This window comes from Streptomyces sp. NPDC048417, from assembly GCF_040651615.1.
GTDB lineage: Bacteria > Actinomycetota > Actinomycetes > Streptomycetales > Streptomycetaceae > Streptomyces.
Genome location: NZ_JBEZKI010000039.1, coordinates 18,138 through 35,097 on the forward strand (window position 1 = coordinate 18,138; position 16,960 = coordinate 35,097).

Here is a 16,960-nt window from a genome sequence, read left to right on the forward strand (position 1 = left end):
GTCAACGGCGCGTGACAGGCTCGGTTCGGGTTGATGTCACCAGTGTTACGTCACACCTCGGCGTAGCTGAACTGCGCCTTTGCCTCGGTGGCGGCTGTGGGATGCCCCTGCGCGGCGGGCCGCCGAAGGTATACGGCCCAGGTGACGGCGAAGCAGAGGCCGTAGAAGACCAGGAAGGCGACGAAGGCGCCGGTGCCGGAGCCGTAGGAGAGGTAGGACTGCCGGAAGGCGAGGTTGATACCGACGCCGCCGAGCGCGCCGACCGCCCCGATGAGTCCCATGGAGGCCCCGGACAGCCGCCGCCCGTAGGCCACGGCCTCCTCACCGGCGAGCCCCTTGGCGAGGGCCTTGGTCTGGAAGATGCCGGGGATCATCTTGTACGTCGACCCGTTACCGAGGCCGCTGAGCGCGAACAGCACGACGAAGAACGTGACGAACAGCGGCAGTGACTTCGCCATGCTGGCGACGACGAGGAGGGCGGTGGCTGCGGCCATGCCGACGTAGTTCCAGAGCGTGATCCGCGCCCCGCCGTACTTGTCGGCGAGCCATCCGCCGACGGGCCGGATGAGGGAGCCGAGCAGCGGACCGATGAAGGTGAGGTACGCGGCCTGGAGCGGCGTACGGCCGAACTGGACCTGGAGCACCTGCCCGAAGGCGAACGCGTACCCGATGAAGGACCCGAACGTCCCGACGTAGAGGAAGGACATGATCCAGGTGTGGGCGTCCTTCGCGGCGTCGATCGCGGCGCCGGTGTCGTTCTTCACGGTGGCGAGGTTGTCCATGAAGACCGCGGCGAGGACGGCGGCCAGGAGGATCAGCGGGATGTAGATGCCGAGCAGCACGCGCGGCCCGCCGCTGGCCCCGATGATCGCGAGCGCGACCAGCTGGATGACGGGCACACCGATGTTGCCGCCGCCCGCGTTGAGCCCGAGTGCCCACCCCTTCTTCTTCAACGGGAAGAAGGCGTTGATGTTGGTCATGGAGGAGGCGAAGTTCCCACCGCCGATGCCGGCCAGCAGGCCGACGAGGAGGAAGGTGTTGAACGACGTCCCCGGCTTCATCACCGCGAAGGCGGCGACGGTCGGGATGAGCAGCAGCCCGGCGGAGATGATCGTCCAGTTCCGGCCGCCGAAGAGCGCCACGGCGAAGGTGTACGGCACCCGGACGACGGCGCCGACCAGGGTGACCATGGAGGTCAGCAGGAACTTGTCGGCCGGGGTCAGGCCGTACTCGGGGCCCATGAACAGCACCAGCACGGACCACATGGTCCAGATCGAGAACCCGATGTGCTCGGACAGGACCGAGAAGATCAGGTTCCGCCGTGCGACCTTCTCGCCGGTCGCGTTCCAGAACGCCTCGTCCTCCGGATCCCACTCCTGGATCCAGCGACTGCGTGAGATAGGGGCTGGGGCTGTCATGACGCCTCCACGGTGCTCCGCGTGCTCGGTCTTCCGACTCCGGATGAGTGACTGAGCCCGAAGGTAGGGAGACGGAGTTTCCGCACTGTGGCCACGGGTGACCGGAAGGGAACGTTGCTCTCACCCGGGCGGGAGGCCGGGTGAGAGGTCGGGTGAGAGGTCGGGGCGGAGGCGCCCGGGAGGAGGTCTCAGCGGGAGGAGGGGGAGGGAGGCTGCTGGGGCGGGGTGTAGGGCCCGTAGGGGCCGGGGGGCTGCTGCGGGGGCGGGGCGTAGGGGCCGGGGGCGGGCGGGGCGGGCGGCTGCTGGCCGTAGCCGGTGGGGGCGGGTTGGGCGCCGTGCGGGGGCTGGGCGCCGTACGGGGGCTGGGCGCCGTACGGGGGCTGGGCGCCGTACGGGGGCTGGGCGCCGTACGGGGGCTGGGCGCCGTGCGGGGGCTGGGCGCCGTACGGGCCGTAGGGACCGGGCTGCTGCGGCCATGGCTGCTGGTACTGGGGTTGCTGCCACGGTTGCTGGGGCTGCTGCACCGGGGTCGGCTGCATCGCCATCGGCATCGCCATCGGCATCGCCATCGGCATCGCCATCGGCATCGGCGTGCCCGGCGGCAGATACCGCACCCGACCGCTCTCCTCCGTCACCGGCATGAACCCGGCGGCCTGAAGTCGCTGGGCGAACTTGGCGTTGCGGCCGCGGGTGACGAAGATCCCGAGCCCCATGACGGCCATGAGGATGACCCATACGACACCGGAGACGAAGAAGGCCCCCGCACTCCCGCCGGCCCGCGCCGCGGCCAGCACCAGCCCGAGGGTGATACCGCCGGCCGCGAACAGCATCCGCTTCTCGGCGTTCTTGCCGGTGAGGTCGAACTGGATGCGGGCCTTGAGGAGTTCGACGGCGTCGGGAACGAGGGGCGGCAGGGAGACCCCGTCGGCGGCGTTCGGGTACTGCGCCCAGTTCTGCGCGGCGCGGGCCCGGCCCTGCGGGCTGTGGTCGGGCACGATCAGCATCTTGAGGACGTTGTTGCGGGAGCCGGTGTAGCGGGCGTCGGCGTACTCGTACCCGAACTGCTGGGCGATGAAGGCCAGTCGGGCGAGCTTCTTCACGGAGGACCAGGCGTTGGTGAGCTCCACGGGCTCGCCCCCGGCCATCAACCGGAACATCTTCCGCACTTGCCGCGTGCTCACAGCATCCACTCCCCGTCGGCTGAGCCACTTGTTTCACTTCCGCAACCGGGAAAGTTTTCCATGCGGCAGGCCACGAGGGGACGGCTACCGAGCGGATTGACCGGAGCTTGACCTGTCCACCTCGAACCACAGCAGCTTCCCGGCGCCACGGTCCAGCGGGCCGCCGTCCCCGATGGGCCAGCCGCCCCACGAGTCGGCGTACTCCTGCACGAGATGCAGCCCGCGCCCCTCTTCCTTATCCGCCGGGGCGAGCGGGACACGGTCCCAGGGCGGTGCACCGAAGGGGGCCGGGACGCGCGGATGACTGTCCCAGACACCGACCCGCAACCGACCGCCGGGCAGGGCGGTCAGCCGGAGGGAGGCGGGGCCGTTGGTGTGCCGGTAGGCGTTGGTGACCACTTCGCAGGCTACTTGCGAAAGTGCGCTCTGAAGAATCCCAGTCGGCGCAGATCAGAAGGAGTGTGTCGGGTTACCGCCTCTCCCGGCTACCGGGCTGCGGGCATGTTGCCGCCGCGCCAGTCGTTCACGCGCTTACGGATGCTGGGAACCATCGGAAGCGCGTCGACCTCTTCGGGCCGGAACCAGCGAACATCCGTGGATTCCTCGGACACCGCCAGTTGCCCGGCCACGGGCCGCGCCAGGAAGCAGATGGAGAACTCCTGCCGCACCTCACCGTCGTCGTAGGCGAAGACATGACGGGGGTTGGTGTACGTGCCGACAATGCCGGTGATCTCTACGTCGTAGCCGGTCTCTTCGCGGGTCTCGCGGACGGCGCAGTCAGGTAGCGACTCTCCGATGTTCATGGCGCCGCCGGGCAGAGCCCACATGCCGTTGTCACGGCGACGCTGGAGGAGGATGCGCCCGGAGTCGTCGACAACAACCGCGGAGGCGGCGGGAACCAGGCTGTTCGCGGCCGGGGCGTTGGGGTCGTCCTCGTAGTCGCGCCTAGCCATTGGCTTCCCTGTCCCATACCGAAGTGCCTCGGTTCCACAGTTCGTCAACGTGCGACGCGAAGCGGTCAAACATGCCGTCGTCCTGGTGACGACGCAGATGCAGCGTTGGGGCATCGTGTCCGACCCGGTGCGTCAGCAGGGGCGTGACGATCATGTCGTCATCGAAGCGGAAGACGGACAGGTGGGCGTGTCCGTCGCTGTACCTCGCATCGATGCCCGGCTGACTTCTGATCTTCTCCAGCTCGGCGAGCGTCACGCGGATGCGGGTGGAAAGTGTGAGCGCAACGTCTTCGTCCTGCTCACGCGACCGCGTGAGATCGCTGTCGGGGTCACCGAGCAGGAACCGAACTCGGCACCCCTGTGCGGCCTTCCGCCGGAGTGCGGTGCCGAACCGGGCCTGTTCAAGCCATAGGAAGTAATTGGTGTACCCCGCGAAGGTCAGCTCTCGTTCGGCCTTGGTGATCAGAGACCGCCACAGGGAGGCCGGGCAACCGGACCGGTAGGGATAGACGGATACGACCTCACGGTCCGGGCCGACCTTGATCGCCTTCTTCGCGGCTGCTGGCCACAACACTGCCTCGTCCTCTCCGACCGCTTCACAGACGGCCCACCGGTGACGGGCACGGGGAACCCTCCCGGTCTCGGTGATCCATCGGCCGACGGTCTTGATATCGACGTCGCACTTCTCCGCCAACTGACGGTCTGTCATGCGGGCTTGGAGCATCGCACGGCGCAGAGCCTCATTCACTGGTACCCCCAGGGACGTTAGGCACGCTTCACACGGTAGACGTGCTCCGTGCCTAACGGTCGCGGAACGCAGTAGGAACGCACCGACAGGGGCGGAAGTGTGGTGATGGACAAGACCCCCGCGACCGCGCGAACGGCCCGGGGGCATGGACAGCCTGAAAGAGCAGGTCGACATGGGCCAAGGTATCGCCCGCTTCGCCGAGTCGCCGTCGCGGCTCCGCTCCCATCGTCCGAGGTGCCACCAGTCCGCGCACCTGATCCACAGTGTGGAGGCGTCGGCGTGACCGGACACATCAACGTAGTGCGGCTCTTGCCGTGGGCGGGTCCGGAAGGCAAGCCGTGCTATCTCGCCGGGGACGGCTCCGGCGGCTACCTCTCGCGCCTCGCGGACAACATGGAGGCGAGGCAACTCGGCCTGGCCGCCGACCTCGTCAAGGAAGCTACGAGAATCCTTGACGAGCGCAAGTGGACTCCGGGCGAACTCCACTTGCTGGCCGTTCAGCTGACCGAGGCTCTCACTGACGTGCATCGCGTCGCGGAGAGCCGAGGTGCACGCCTGGCCGATCCCGCATGGGATGACCCCTACGTGACCGACGACAAGGACGAAGACGACCCCGCACGACCCGTCGAGGCGTCCGCATGAGCCGCGTCGTTCTGCGCTTCGTGCCCCACACGATCCGGCATGTACCGGAGGGCGGAGTCACCTTCGAAGCCATCTGCGTGGCGCCCGGGTGCGACGAGACATCCGGCCCCCAGGAGGAACAGAAAACGGCTCAGGACTGGTGCCTGCGTCATACCGGCCGCACGGGCCATGACCTCTTCCGCCGCGTCGTGACCGACCACGCCCGCGTCACCCGGGACGAATGACCTCGGCCCGCTGCGCGCCGGCGAGTAACAACGCTCAGCGTGTCGGCTGCCCCGCCTGTGCGCCCTCCCCCGTGGCGCAACGGGCGGGGCTCTCCTTTTTCCGAGGTACTGGTCCTGACTGGGGGCCCGACTTCGGCCGCACAACGCGAAACGGTCCGCCGCCCCCAGGGCTTCGGCGTTCTCGCGTGGGATCCGGTTCGTGGCGGTCTGTCAGTTCAGTGGCGACCCGGAACGTGGCAGGCGCGGGCTTCCAAGATCATGGAGTTCTCTACGCCCCGTGATCCGACTGGAAGACCGTGCCTGCCGACGCATCATCGCTGGGCCCGCCTGCCTTTGACCGGCTCCGTGAGCATCCCGAGGTCGTATCCGACGAGGTCCCGCACCTGCTGGAGCGGCTGGCCGAGGTGCCCGACCCGCGAGACCCACGCGGCGTAGGCACGCTCTGATTGCCGTCCTCGGCCGGGGCCCACGTCAACTTCCGCTACGAACAGGGCTCCTCACGCTGTTGGCCTGTCTCGACCAGCGGTACCAGCGCTCCTTGCGGCCTGCGCCATCCGCGGACCGGACGACGAAGCCAAGGTCAGATAGAGTCGATCTCCCAGGCGACCACGCCGTTCGATCCATGGCTGGCGTCGACGTCAATATGGATCTGCTTGCCTGCGGAGATCCGCTGCCGGACCACCGACTGATCACAAGGCACCTTGGCCGGTGTGCCAGTACCCGTCGGTTTGAAACTCAGCTGCGCTGCGCCGTGGCCGACGCAGACCAATTTGAGCTCGTAGGTCTTGCCCGCATGCAGGCTGGGTTCGGTGTGGATGCCGTCCGTCAGACGTTCCGCCCCGGACTCGACCATCCGCCCCGTTTGAGCGGCGGCGAGGGCGGTCTGGGCCTGCTCGATCAGGCGTTTGTCTGAGGACCCGTCTGCCGCCCGGGAGGAACTGGGAGAGCGCGTCGTGGGCTCCTTGGCCGCCTTCCCGTCACCGGCCTCAGACGTGCACGAGGCGAGGAGGAACACCGACGCCGCCACGGTGCATCCAGCGATCCATCGCCTTGCGGTCGCATGCGTCATGACGATGTCTCCCAGTATTTCCAGCCGGTCTCGGTCGTGGGCAGCGTAGCGTTTCCGTGAGCGAGTTCGACGCGGGTGTCACAGCTCCTGCCGCCAGACCGATACTTCTTCCAGGTTATCTTGTAACCCCATGAACCATACTGCAGGTGACCGTACTTATTCCTGGGAATTTCGTGGCTGTATTCATGGCCCGTCGTAATGGTCACACTGCCTGCCACCTTGACACTGATGGTGGTTTTAGCCTTCGCGAGAATTGCCCCCGCTGACCACTCTCCACTGCCCGAGATCTCTAGAGAGATGGTTCCACCCTTGGTGACGGAAACCTTCATGGTGCCGCCCGGGCCGTCCTTGTATTTAGTGCCGTTCCACCACGAGGGAACATGGTATGCCTTCTTCGACGTGATGCTGTACCACGTGGACGGGTGCTCACACGCTTGCGGTCCAATCTCGGAGAGCGGCTGGTCCGCGTCGTCCTCCCATCCCTGTCTGTCGTTGATGTCCGTTGTCTCAGCAGCGGATACCGAGTCGTCATTATCGCTGGGCACATCATCGGCTGCAGCCGTACCCACGGCGGATAGACCGAGAAGTAGAGCCGTTGCAGCGCCGGTCAGCACGCGCCTTGAACCCATGCCCATGGCACACCCTTTCAGTGGACCGCCCCCGTGGCGATCAAGCACTCAGACACTAAGCTCACGTCATGCACGCAACAACCAATACGCCGCCGTTCTGAGGATTAATTGAGCCTTTCACGGGCAGCGACTGGAAATAGCCGCACGCATTGGCCGGATCACCTCGGGTTGAAGTGGAGATCGCCAACATGCCCCCCAAGGGCTTGGGCGTAGTCGCATGACGTCTGGTTCCTGATCGCCCGAGGCCGAGGAGTGCGAGGGGCGGCGAGAGTCGCGGACGTTGCGGCGGAGGCCAGCAGCGATGTTCTTCACTCCGGCCGCGCGGAGGGCTCCGATGGCGAGGTTGCGCAAGGTGGCCATCGCGCGGGGCGCGCTGCCGGTCCGCAGATGGGAGGCGTCCTCAGCAAAGGTGGTGTCGCGGCCATGGTGCAGGGCCTCGATGTTCCCGTGGTCGCGGACGAGTTCGGCAAGCTGGGCCGCGACGGCCTGCCCGGCGGTCAGGCTGGTGACGGCGTAGACCGTCTTGACGGTGGTCTTGCCGGTCTTGTGATCGGTGCGTCGGCGCTTGACCTGGACGGCTTGGCGGGCTCCGGGAAGAGGAGGCTGTTCACGGTGGCGAGCTTGATCTGGCGGATCTCCGAGCGGCCGTGGTCGATTCCCCGGGTGCGTCCCTGCGGGATATATCTCCAGGGAAGGGACTTGAGCTATCGGCGCACCTTCTTCTGGTTGCCCTTGACGATCACGATGTAGTGGGCGCCCCGGCCGAGGAGGTATTCGGCGTGCTCGCGCTGGGTGTGCATGGCGTCGCTGGTGACGACGGTTCCTGCGAGGTCAGCGATGGTGTCCAGCAGTAGCTGGAAGCAGGTGATCTCGTTCGTCTTCTCGCCGACGTCCAGCTGGGCCAGGACCAGGCCGGTGGCGTGCTCCAGTGCGGCGAGCAGGTGGATCTTGCGGCCCTTCGCTTTGGCCGCGCCGCGCAGGCTTTTGCCGTCCACTGCGAGGCCGCGTAGCCCGGTCACCTTCGGTCGGCCGTCGGCGACGGCGTCCGGCATTCCTCAGCCTTCCTTGGTCTCAGCAAGCTCGAGCGACTCGGCCAACGTCTGCGCCACCGCATAGGTGACCGTTTCCATCATCGTCTTCTTCTTGAAGAGCGAACCGGTCTCGACCGAGAGGAGTTCCTGGACGCGTACACCGGGGCCGGCCGGAAGGTTCACCTCTGTCACGCTGCGGCGCTCGGGGGACGTGGGCAGCACGGCTTCCAGGAGATCCGGGAGACACTTCGTGGACCGGTATCCGTCCCCGTCGTAGTCGTGGACCTCGTAGACGGCGGTCAATGCCTTGGCGGCGTCGATCACATAGGCATAGGCGAAGGTGGGGTCGCCGAGATGAGCCGTGGCCGCCACCCGAGCCAGTACCGAGGCCAGTTCGCGGATTTCGCCCCGGGGAGCATCTGTGCCCAGGTATTCCCGGGCAGCTTGCTTGGCCCACTCCCCGAACTCCGCGTTCTCTCCCACTCGCGCGGCCCGCCTTCTCCCCCGCCCGGTTGCGGGCGTCCTTGGCAGCGTGCACCCGTTTGACGGCGTCCTTGATCCGACCATCGACCTCGTCCCGCTTCGTGGTCAGGTCGTGCTTCTGCTGCTCGTAGTCGCCCGCGGACTTGTCCAGGGCGTCGAGCGACTTGTCGAGGCGGTCCCGCTCCTCGCGGTCGCGCTCGGCGTCGTTGCGGGCCTTGTCCGCCGCCTGCTGGGAGGAGGCCAGGACGGAGGCGTACTTCTCGTCCGGCCGGTCGGTCTGCTCACCCAGGAGGTCGGCAGCCGTCTCGAAACGGTCCAGGACCTTCTTCAGCCGTCCGACGGTTCCCTCGGCCGTCTTGCGGAACTCGTTCGCGGCATCACTCTGCCAGCCGTCCACACCGCACAGGGCCTCGATGTTGCCCGTCTGCCTTCTGATGGCATCGGCCACGGAGCGGAATCGCCGGCCCAGCTTCGCCACGGCATCGGGGTCCCCGGACACCGGGTCGGAGTCCAGCTCGACCGGTGACCAGTCCTTCGGTCGGGACATCATCCCCCTTGCCGCTAGGGCTGCTTCTCCTGCTTGCGGACCGCATTGGCGAGGTCGGTGTCTATCTGCTCGTAGGCCTGGGCCGCGGCCTTCGTGATTCCCGCGAGCTTGGACAACTCCCCTTCGAGCTTTCCCCGCTTGTAGTCCCAGTTGTCGGCGAAGTCGTCGAGCCGGTCCGTGAGTTCCTCATGGCCGACGACTTCGCGGCCCCAGCCGTACTTGTCCTTGTCGTCGAGCCCCTGCAACTCCTCGACGATCTTCTCGATGCCCGTGGCAACGCTCTTGAGCACGTCGAGATCGTCGATCCTGGTCCTGTCACCCACGGCGCCCCCTACGGCCGGAGGGCTCCGGCCGGCCATTGCTCACCTGTTGACGGACTGGATCTCCTGCACGATGACATCCTGAGTGGCCCCGAAGGTGCCGTCAGGCAGGTTTCCGCCTGGCGTGCCGGTACCCGTCCAGTGGATCTTCCAGGTGATCGTGGCCTTGAGCGGGTACGAACCCGTGCCAGAGGAGTGCAGGTACTTCACCCCACAGGGTGGCGTCTCGTCGGCCTTCCCCTTGGCGTAGGCCTCACCGATGCTGCCGTTCTTGAACTCGCAGACGCCCGAGGCTGGGTACGTCACGGCGTCCGACGTACCGGGGTCGATCTTGAGGGAGTACGGGGTGGCGGTGGTCGTGGCGCTGATGCCCAGCACGGGAACCGACGCGGTGACGGAGACCGGCTTGAACTCGGCACCGTCCAGCCAGGCCCAGGTGGGAAGGTTGACCTTCGTCTTGTCCGCCGGGGCCAGGGTCACCTTCGTACTGGGGACGCGGATCTCCTTGTACGCGAGTTCCGCCAGAATCTCCGGCGTTACTGCGTTCTCGATGTCGGCAGGCGGGGCATCGCCCTTGTCCACCCAGAAAATGGGCTTGTCGCACTTGTCCCAGCCTGGCGGGAAGCTCTTGTCGACGTACGAGTCCCACCAGTAACCCTTGTCGGCCTTCTCCTTGTTGAAGTCCTTGTAGGGTTGCCCGTTGACATACCTATCGCGCTGCCCGGCATCCCATTCGTAGCCTGTCGAGCCCGCCTCCCAGATCGGCTCCAAGTACGCCTGGAGTTGGGCAGGGGTGTATTTCGGGGCGTACCAGCAGGCAGGAGGAGTCCAGGACGTAGTAGAAGTGACCGACCCCACCGATGCACCCGAGCCGTTGTCAGAGAGGTCGAAAACGACGCCTGACGCGCTGGCCGATATCGTGCCGTCCGGACTGCTGTTCCCTTTCGGCCCGGGCTCAGAGTTCTGAGAATTGCCGTCAAGCGTGTCATCGGCATACGCCATGCCTGGACCGGACAGAAGAGACAGACACGTCCCCAGAGTGACCAGCAGGGGAAATGCGTGCGATTTGCGCATCAAGGCTGGCACTCGGCACTCCCAATCTGCGAAATGATCTTCTCGACCACCCAGACACCTTTTGCGTTCTTCTTCAATGACGTGTGATAACTGACGTAGCTCTTCGCAGTTACCTTGGTCTTCTTGATCTCATTGGTCTTGAGGTACTTCACGAACGCCTTGCCTTGATCTTCGCAATAACTCAGCGAAGCCGTCCCGTCTTTAGACACAGCCACATCAGGAGAGTAGAAGCGGTAGGCGCCCGTAATGCTGGCCTTGTGGTCCACATAATTCTGGATGAACTTCTGCGTGCCCGCAGCAGCTTCACCCTCATAATAGTAGAGATACGCCTTGTCGAGGGCATCCTGATGAACGATCGCAAGGTCCACCGCTTTGATGGACTGCTCACTGTCGGCGAGCACTTCATCCTTATCGGCATTGCCGGTCTGCGGCCAGTCGAACTGGTACGACAGGTCGGAAGGTGTGTCGAGCTTCGGGCGCCCGTCAGCCGAAGCCGACGCACTCGGCGGAGCCGAAGTCGAAGCCGAAGCCCCCGTGTCCGCGCCCGCGATCTTGCCGTTCGAGTCGGACTTGCCTCCGTCGCCTCCGCCGCAGCCGGCGAGCAGGAGCGCGGCCGTCACACCGGCGGTGGCTGTCGTGAGCAGGCGGGAACGGCGGGTCACGGTGGGCTCCTGGTGGGGCGGTTGGGGTCTGCGAAGCAGCGAATACGGTATCGGGGTCCATCCGGAACGCACCAGAGCGATTTACTGCGCCCCGGTCGTACGAAACCCGCATAGCAGATCATAGACGGGCAACTCAACGCCCTCACGGCAGGTTTGGTGCCGTCCCGTGACATCGCGACGCCCCTCAGTTGCCCCACGCAAAGGACTGTTGACCGGGCCAGGCAGCCCGGAGGCGGTGTCGGCTCCCGCGTGCCGATCACGGACCACCCTTCGCCTCGAACCGACCTGGCCTGTAACTTCACGTGTGCACAGGTTTGTTGATGGGGCGCACGCGACGGGGGTTGCGGCACATGGCGGGATATCGGCCGGCGGACTGGCATCCACTCGACCTCGACAGGGACCCGACCCCGGGCGATCCGCAGCGCGTCCGCTCGCTCGCGAAGCAGCTGCACGACTTCGCCGACGACGTCTCCGACGCCCTGCGCCTGGTCAAGGGCATGGCCGGCGAGGACACGCTGCTGGAATGGGCGGGCAAGTCCGCGGACGTGTTCAAGGAGCAGTTCAAGGACGTCCCGAAGAACCTGAAGAAGCTGAAGAAGTCCTACGAGACGTGCGGCGACGCGCTCGCGGACTACTGGCCCAAACTGGAGCGGGCCCAGGCCCTGGCCGACAAGGCCCTCGCCAAGGCGAAAGAAGCACAATCCGACCTCAGCTCCGCCAAGTCCCGGCTTTCTTCCGCTGATTCCTGGGTGACCCGCGCCGGCAAGGAAGCCGACAAGTACAAGGACGACCCCACCGGCAGCAAGTCCAGCGCGGACAAGCCGGACGAGGCGAAGGTGCGGGCCGCCACCCGGGATGTGCAGAGCGCCAAGTCCGCGCACACCCAGGCGCAGTCGGATGTCACCACCGCGCAGAACGCCCTTGATGCCGCGAAGAAGATGGCCGAGGACGCGCGGAAGATGCGGGACGACGCGGCGGGTGAGGCGAAGCGGAAGATCGACGAGGCGTCGGACGCCGGTATTCCGAACCGGCACTGGTGGCAGGACGTCGGGCACTGGTTCGAGGACAACTGGGACACCATCGTCACGGTCTGCAAGGTCGTCGTGACGGTCGTCGGGATCATCGCGATGATCATCGGCGGGCCCATACTCGGCGCGATCGTGCTGGTCGCAGCCCTCGTCGTGCTCGCGGACACGCTCTACAAATACTCCAAAGGCCAAGCCTCCCTCTGGGATGTCGCGTTCGCCGCGCTGGACTGCATACCCGGCGGCAAGGGCATCACCAGCCTCGGCAAGCTCGCCAAGGGAATGAAGACGCTCGGCAAGGGCGGCCTCAAAGTCATAGCGAAGAGCCTGGCCGAGAAGGGGTTGCGCAAGGAGGCCGACGACGTCCTCGCCAAGAGCAAGCCCGGCAAGGGCCGCTGCCTGAACGGCGACCCCATCGACATGGTGTCCGGCGAGATGTTCATGTCCGAGACCGATGTCGAGCTGCCCGGGCTGCTTCCGCTGGTCCTGCGGCGTACCCACCTGTCGACGTACGCGTCAGGTCGGTCCTTCGGTCCGTCCTGGGCCTCCACACTGGACGAACGCCTGGAGCTGGACGAGCAGGGAGCCGCCTTCGCCACCGAAGACGGCATGATCCTTCTCTACCCGGTGCCCGAGTCCGGCACATCGGTGCTGCCGGTGGAGGGTCCGCGCTGGCCGCTGGACATGGACGGCGAGCCCGGCGCACCTCTGCGCATCACCGATCCGGTCAGCGGCGTCACACGCCATTTCGCTGCTCGGCAACGGCCGGCGGCAGCCGCCGAGCCGTTCACCCTGCACCTCGTCGCGCTCACGGACCGCAACGGGTTCCGGGTCGACTTCGACCGTGCTGCCGACGGCACACCGGTCGCCGTCCGCGACTCGGGCGGCCGTCACGTCGATGTGGACACCGAGGGCGAGCGCGTCACCGGTCTGCGTCTGCGCAGTCCGGAGGACGGTCCCCGAGGTGTCCTCCTGAGGCGCTTCGGCTACAGCCCCGACGGCGACCTCGCCGAGGTGTACAACTCCAGCGGTCTGCCGCTGAAGCTCGCCTACGACGGTCGTGCGCGCATCACGTCGTGGACCGACCGCAACGGTTCCTGGTACCGCTTCGCCTACGACGACCAGGACCGCTGTGTGCACGGCGAGGGCGCCGACGGACGTCTCTCCTGCTCCCTCGCCTACGACACCGAGGGCAGAGAGACCCGCTACACCGACGCGCTCGGCAACACCACGACGTACCGGCACAACGAGCTGTACCAGCTCGTCGCGGTGTCCGACCCGCTCGGTCACACCACGTACTCCGAGTGGGACCGCCACGACCGACTGCTCTCCCGGACGGACGCCCTGGGCCGCACGAGTCGTTTCGCCTATGACGAGCTGGGTGTGCCGGTCGCCGTCACCAGGCCCGACGGCAGTCGGGAAGCCGCTGAGAACAACACGTTCGGACAGCCCGTCTCGGTCACCCAGGCCGACGGCCACGTCTGGCACATGGAGTACGACACCGGCGGGAACCTGATCGCCGAAACGGATCCCACCGGGGCCCGTGTCACCTACCGGTACCGGGAGAACGGCGCGCTCGCCGCCGTCACCGACGCCCTCGGCCGAACCGCCCTCCTGGAGACCGACGCGGCGGGCCTGACCGTCGCGTCCACCGATGCCGAGGGCTCGACCACACGATATGTGCGGGACGCGTTCGGCAGGGTCGTCGCCCAGACCGACCCGGACGGGTCGGTCACCCGGATGAGCTGGACGCCGGAAGGCCGGCCGACCCGGCTCGTGCGGCCGGACGGCACCACGGAACTGCGGGTGTACGACGGGGAGGGCAACCTCGTCGAGCACACGGATCCCCAGGGCCGGGTGACCCGCTTCGAGTACGGCGGGTTCGACCTCCTGGCGGCCCGTACCGACCCCGACGGCTCGCGCCTGGAGTTCGTCCACGACGGCGAACTGCGCGTCACCTCGGTGATCAACCAGCAGGGCGCCGCGTGGAGTTACTTCTACGACCAGGCGGGCCGGCTGGTCCGGGAGCGGGACTTCGGCGGACGCGAACAGAGCTACCGGTTCGACGCGGCCGGCCGCCTCGTCGGTCAGACCAATGGCGCGGGCGAGCCGGTCGAGTACATCCGTGACCACTCCGGCAAGGTCACGGAGCAGCGGACGCCAGAGGGCGTCACCACGTACGCGTACGACGCCATCGGCCAGGTACGCCGTGTGGTCAGCGGGCGTATGGAACTCACGTACGAGCGGGACGCCCGCGGCAGGGTCCTCGCCGAGACGTGCAACGGGGCGACGGTGCGCTCGGAGTACGACCTGCTGGGCAGACGCGTCCGCCGTGTGACGCCGTCGAACGCCGAGAGCGTGTGGGAGTACGACGGACGCGACCGGCCGGTGTCGCTCCGGACGGCGGGCCGGACCGTCACGTTCGGGTACGACTCGGCGGGCAGGGAGATCGAACGCCGCGCGGGCGACGTCCTCCTGAGGCAGACCTGGGACCCGGCCGGCAGACTGAGTTCGCAGACCGCCACCGTCGGGACGAACGCCGATCCGAGGGGGACGGGCGGAGCGCGGCGCGTTCAGGACCGTTCGTACCACTACCGGCCGGACGGGACGATCGCCGCGATCGGCGATCTCCTCAACGGCGACCGCCGCGTCGACCACGACGCTTCGGGGCGCGTCACCGGCGTACGTGCGGCGACGTGGTCCGAACGCTACGCGTACGACGCGGCCGGAAACCTGAACGACGGTGAGTGGTCGAACGACCTCCCGGCCGGTCCCGTCCAGGGTGCGACGGGACCGACCGTCCGCAGGGCCGGGGACATCGCCTACGAGTACGACGCCCAGGGCCGGGTGGTGGTCAGGCGGAGGAAGCGCCTGTCGCGCAAGCCGGACGTGTGGCGGTACCGCTGGGACAGCCAGGACCGCCTGATCGGGGTGACCACTCCGGACGGCACCGAGTGGGCCTATGAGTACGACCCCTTCGGCCGTCGCGTCGCGAAGCGGCGGTTCGCCTCCGACGGCGTGACCGTGGTGGAGGAGGTGACCTTTGCCTGGGACGGATTCGTGCCGGCGGAGCAGGTCGCCAGAACGGGTGACGACGCGCCCGTATGCACGGTGTGGGACTGGGAGCGGGACCGTTTCAGCCCGGTCACCCAGGTGGACAGGGTGCGGGCCGGGGAACGATCCCAGGAGTGGGTGGACGACCGCTTCTACTCCATCGTTACCGACGTGGTCGGCACCCCCACCGAACTGTTCGACGAAGCAGGGGAGTTGGCCTGGCGGGCGCGGGCCACGGTATGGGGCGTCCCGCTCGACGACCGGGGGACCGGCGGCGCGGACTGTCCGCTGCGCTTCCCGGGCCAGTACCACGATCCCGAATCGGCGCTCAACTACAACTACCACCGCCACTACGACCCCGAGACCGGCCAGTACGCCTCCGTCGACCCGTTGGGGCTGGCGCCCGGGCCGAACCCGCGTGCCTACGTGGCCGATCCCTTCACGGCCGTGGACCCCTTCGGACTGGCGCCCTCGTGCGAGGACGCGGCGCGGGACGCCGCCCGGCGGCGCGCCGACCAGGAGCAGCAGCGTCCGGGAGCCAGCAAGAAGACCAGGCCGACGAGCACGGCCGGGCTGTCGGTGCCGGGGCACGACCAGGTGTTCCACGGTGCGAGCCTCAAGGGCGGCGGCAGCCACAGTCTCCATCCCGACGTACAGGCCGCATACGATCGGGTCCCGCAGGCCATCAAGGACAGCGTCGGCGGAGCGCACTCGAAGTGCGGCGAGGCCGAGGCGCTGTCGGACGCCATGAAGGCGGGGGTGGATCCCCGGGGCGGGGTGAGCGCGGCCGTGAACGTTCGCGCGCCGGGCAACCCCATGCACAACACTCCGAAGCCGCCCTGCGCGTCCTGTCAGCATGTTCTGGATCAACTGGGTGTGAGAGCGGTGGTGTGAGTGGAGAACGACCTGACCTGGTCCCCTGAGACCGACGGTGTGCTTCGCCGGGCGGGCTGGCGGCCGGATCGTGCGGTGCCGACGGACACCTGGGAGTGGATCCTGCGGGAGCGTGGCTCCTTCGTGCCCCACGAGGCCGCCCGACGCTTCCTCCGCGCCTTCGGCGGGCTGGTGACGTACGGATGGCCGACCGACTCGGTCACAACCCGGTCGGCCATCCGGTTCGACCCCCTCCAGGCCGAGTGGGAGAACGAGACGTACGCCTGGATGAGCCGGCAGGCCGGGACTCCTCTGTACCCCGTGGGCAGCGCGGACGAAGGGAGCAGCCGCCTGGGTATCGCCGAAGACGGGCAGCTCTACATCGCTGCCGGGAACCACCTGGAACTGCTCGGCGCGACCGTGGACCAGGCTCTGGACCGGCTGGTCACGACGCAGGGTGCCCGGACCGTCCCCCGGACCGCCGACGTGTCCCCGGGTGGCGGCGCGGCGTTCTGGACACGGTTGGACGCCGTGTCGCCCGATGACCGCGCGGCTGAGCGGCGCTGGCCCGCCCTGACGGATCGGGTGCTGCGGGCGGGTGGCTGGTTCCCGGGACGGTCGGTCCCCGTGACGACCTGGGAGAGCATCCTGCTGGAGACCGGCGAGTACGAGATCCACGATGCCGCGCGCCGGTTCCTCGCGGAGTTCGGTCAGGTCGGGATTCCCTACCGCTCCCCCCTGAACACCATGCCGTGGACGGACTTCCGGCTGGACCCGCTCCTGGCGATGTGGGACGCCGAGATCCTCGACGACCTCGGTGAACAGGCCGGAACCGATCTCTACCCGCTCGGCATGGTCGACCGCCGGAACCGGTACCTGGCCATGGCGGAGGACGGCGCGGTCTACATGGGCATGGACACGGTCTCGCTGTGGGCCGCCACGCCCGACGAAGCCGTCGAAAGGCTCACCAGGCCGGTCCGCCCGGAAGCTCTGCACTGATCACGGGCCGGGCGGGGCCTCGGGCCCT

The 16,960-nt window shown here is 67.5% G+C and carries 18 protein-coding genes; 6 read left to right on the forward strand and 12 right to left on the reverse strand.

Annotated elements, in window-relative coordinates; all coding sequences use genetic code 11:
* Positions 1-50: 50 nt before the first annotated feature.
* The 5 genes from AB0D59_RS43090 to AB0D59_RS43110 form a co-directional block, all read right to left on the reverse strand.
* Positions 51-1,418, reverse strand: a complete 1,368-nt coding sequence (locus AB0D59_RS43090; RefSeq protein ID WP_362576782.1) for a nitrate/nitrite transporter — start codon at positions 1,416-1,418, stop codon at positions 51-53.
* A 188-nt stretch (positions 1,419-1,606) separates the two neighbouring features.
* Positions 1,607-2,599: a hypothetical protein gene (locus tag AB0D59_RS43095; protein WP_362576784.1), complete on the reverse strand. Its 993-nt coding sequence runs from the start codon at positions 2,597-2,599 to the stop codon at positions 1,607-1,609.
* An 84-nt stretch (positions 2,600-2,683) separates the two neighbouring features.
* Positions 2,684-3,034 carry an ATP-binding protein gene (locus tag AB0D59_RS43100; RefSeq protein WP_362576886.1) on the reverse strand — a complete coding sequence of 117 codons (351 nt, stop codon included), beginning with the start codon at positions 3,032-3,034 and terminating at the stop codon, positions 2,684-2,686.
* Between the two features lie 50 nt (positions 3,035-3,084).
* Positions 3,085-3,552 (reverse strand): NUDIX domain-containing protein, encoded by a 468-nt coding sequence (locus tag AB0D59_RS43105; protein WP_362576786.1) that lies wholly within the window; start codon positions 3,550-3,552, stop codon positions 3,085-3,087.
* Positions 3,545-4,261, reverse strand: coding sequence for a DUF5919 domain-containing protein (locus tag AB0D59_RS43110; protein ID WP_362576788.1), 717 nt, complete (start codon positions 4,259-4,261; stop codon positions 3,545-3,547). The genes AB0D59_RS43105 and AB0D59_RS43110 overlap by 8 nt, the downstream gene beginning before the upstream one ends.
* 318 nt (positions 4,262-4,579) lie before the next feature.
* Here AB0D59_RS43110 and AB0D59_RS43115 point away from each other — a divergent pair, with 318 nt between their 5' ends.
* Both AB0D59_RS43115 and AB0D59_RS43120 read left to right on the forward strand, forming a co-directional pair.
* The gene (locus AB0D59_RS43115) at positions 4,580-4,942 is read left to right on the forward strand and encodes a hypothetical protein (RefSeq protein ID WP_362576790.1); all 363 of its coding nucleotides are present in this window, start codon (positions 4,580-4,582) and stop codon (positions 4,940-4,942) included.
* Positions 4,939-5,166 carry a hypothetical protein gene (locus AB0D59_RS43120; protein WP_362576792.1) on the forward strand — a complete coding sequence of 76 codons (228 nt, stop codon included), beginning with the start codon at positions 4,939-4,941 and terminating at the stop codon, positions 5,164-5,166. The genes AB0D59_RS43115 and AB0D59_RS43120 overlap by 4 nt, the downstream gene beginning before the upstream one ends.
* A gap of 580 nt (positions 5,167-5,746) precedes the next feature.
* Here the strand turns inward: AB0D59_RS43120 and AB0D59_RS43125 are convergent.
* Positions 5,747-6,235 carry a hypothetical protein gene (locus tag AB0D59_RS43125; RefSeq protein ID WP_362576793.1) on the reverse strand — a complete coding sequence of 163 codons (489 nt, stop codon included), beginning with the start codon at positions 6,233-6,235 and terminating at the stop codon, positions 5,747-5,749.
* A complete protein-coding gene (locus AB0D59_RS43130) occupies positions 6,232-6,870 on the reverse strand; it encodes a hypothetical protein (RefSeq protein ID WP_362576795.1) in 639 nt (212 codons plus the stop codon). The genes AB0D59_RS43125 and AB0D59_RS43130 overlap by 4 nt, the downstream gene beginning before the upstream one ends.
* A 417-nt stretch (positions 6,871-7,287) precedes the next feature.
* Here AB0D59_RS43130 and AB0D59_RS43135 point away from each other — a divergent pair, with 417 nt between their 5' ends.
* A complete protein-coding gene (locus AB0D59_RS43135) occupies positions 7,288-7,614 on the forward strand; it encodes a hypothetical protein (RefSeq protein WP_362576797.1) in 327 nt (108 codons plus the stop codon).
* Here AB0D59_RS43135 and AB0D59_RS43140 read toward each other — a convergent pair.
* On the reverse strand, positions 7,569-7,916 hold the full coding sequence (locus tag AB0D59_RS43140) for an ISAs1 family transposase (RefSeq protein ID WP_362576799.1): 348 nt from the start codon (positions 7,914-7,916) through the stop codon (positions 7,569-7,571). The two genes, AB0D59_RS43135 and AB0D59_RS43140, sit on opposite strands and share 46 nt — an antisense overlap.
* 3 nt (positions 7,917-7,919) lie before the next feature.
* The gene (locus AB0D59_RS43145) at positions 7,920-8,378 is read right to left on the reverse strand and encodes a hypothetical protein (RefSeq protein WP_362576801.1); all 459 of its coding nucleotides are present in this window, start codon (positions 8,376-8,378) and stop codon (positions 7,920-7,922) included.
* A gap of 49 nt (positions 8,379-8,427) precedes the next feature.
* Here AB0D59_RS43145 and AB0D59_RS43150 point away from each other — a divergent pair, with 49 nt between their 5' ends.
* Complete coding sequence (locus AB0D59_RS43150) at positions 8,428-8,904, forward strand: hypothetical protein (RefSeq protein ID WP_362576803.1); 477 nt, start codon at positions 8,428-8,430, stop codon at positions 8,902-8,904.
* A 35-nt stretch (positions 8,905-8,939) separates the two neighbouring features.
* On the opposite strand, the gene AB0D59_RS43155 is transcribed toward AB0D59_RS43150, so the two are convergent.
* The 3 genes from AB0D59_RS43155 to AB0D59_RS43165 form a co-directional block, all read right to left on the reverse strand.
* Positions 8,940-9,248: a hypothetical protein gene (locus tag AB0D59_RS43155; RefSeq protein WP_362576805.1), complete on the reverse strand. Its 309-nt coding sequence runs from the start codon at positions 9,246-9,248 to the stop codon at positions 8,940-8,942.
* Positions 9,249-9,287: 39 nt separating this feature from the next.
* Positions 9,288-10,247, reverse strand: coding sequence for a hypothetical protein (locus tag AB0D59_RS43160; RefSeq protein ID WP_362576807.1), 960 nt, complete (start codon positions 10,245-10,247; stop codon positions 9,288-9,290).
* A 71-nt stretch (positions 10,248-10,318) separates the two neighbouring features.
* Positions 10,319-10,981, reverse strand: a complete 663-nt coding sequence (locus AB0D59_RS43165) for a hypothetical protein (RefSeq protein ID WP_362576809.1) — start codon at positions 10,979-10,981, stop codon at positions 10,319-10,321.
* Positions 10,982-11,331: 350 nt separating this feature from the next.
* Between AB0D59_RS43165 and AB0D59_RS43170 the strand changes: the two genes are divergently transcribed.
* Both AB0D59_RS43170 and AB0D59_RS43175 read left to right on the forward strand, forming a co-directional pair.
* Positions 11,332-15,954 carry a DUF6531 domain-containing protein gene (locus AB0D59_RS43170; protein ID WP_362576811.1) on the forward strand — a complete coding sequence of 1,541 codons (4,623 nt, stop codon included), beginning with the start codon at positions 11,332-11,334 and terminating at the stop codon, positions 15,952-15,954.
* On the forward strand, positions 15,955-16,932 hold the full coding sequence (locus AB0D59_RS43175) for an SUKH-3 domain-containing protein (protein ID WP_362576813.1): 978 nt from the start codon (positions 15,955-15,957) through the stop codon (positions 16,930-16,932).
* Positions 16,933-16,960: the final 28 nt, after the last annotated feature.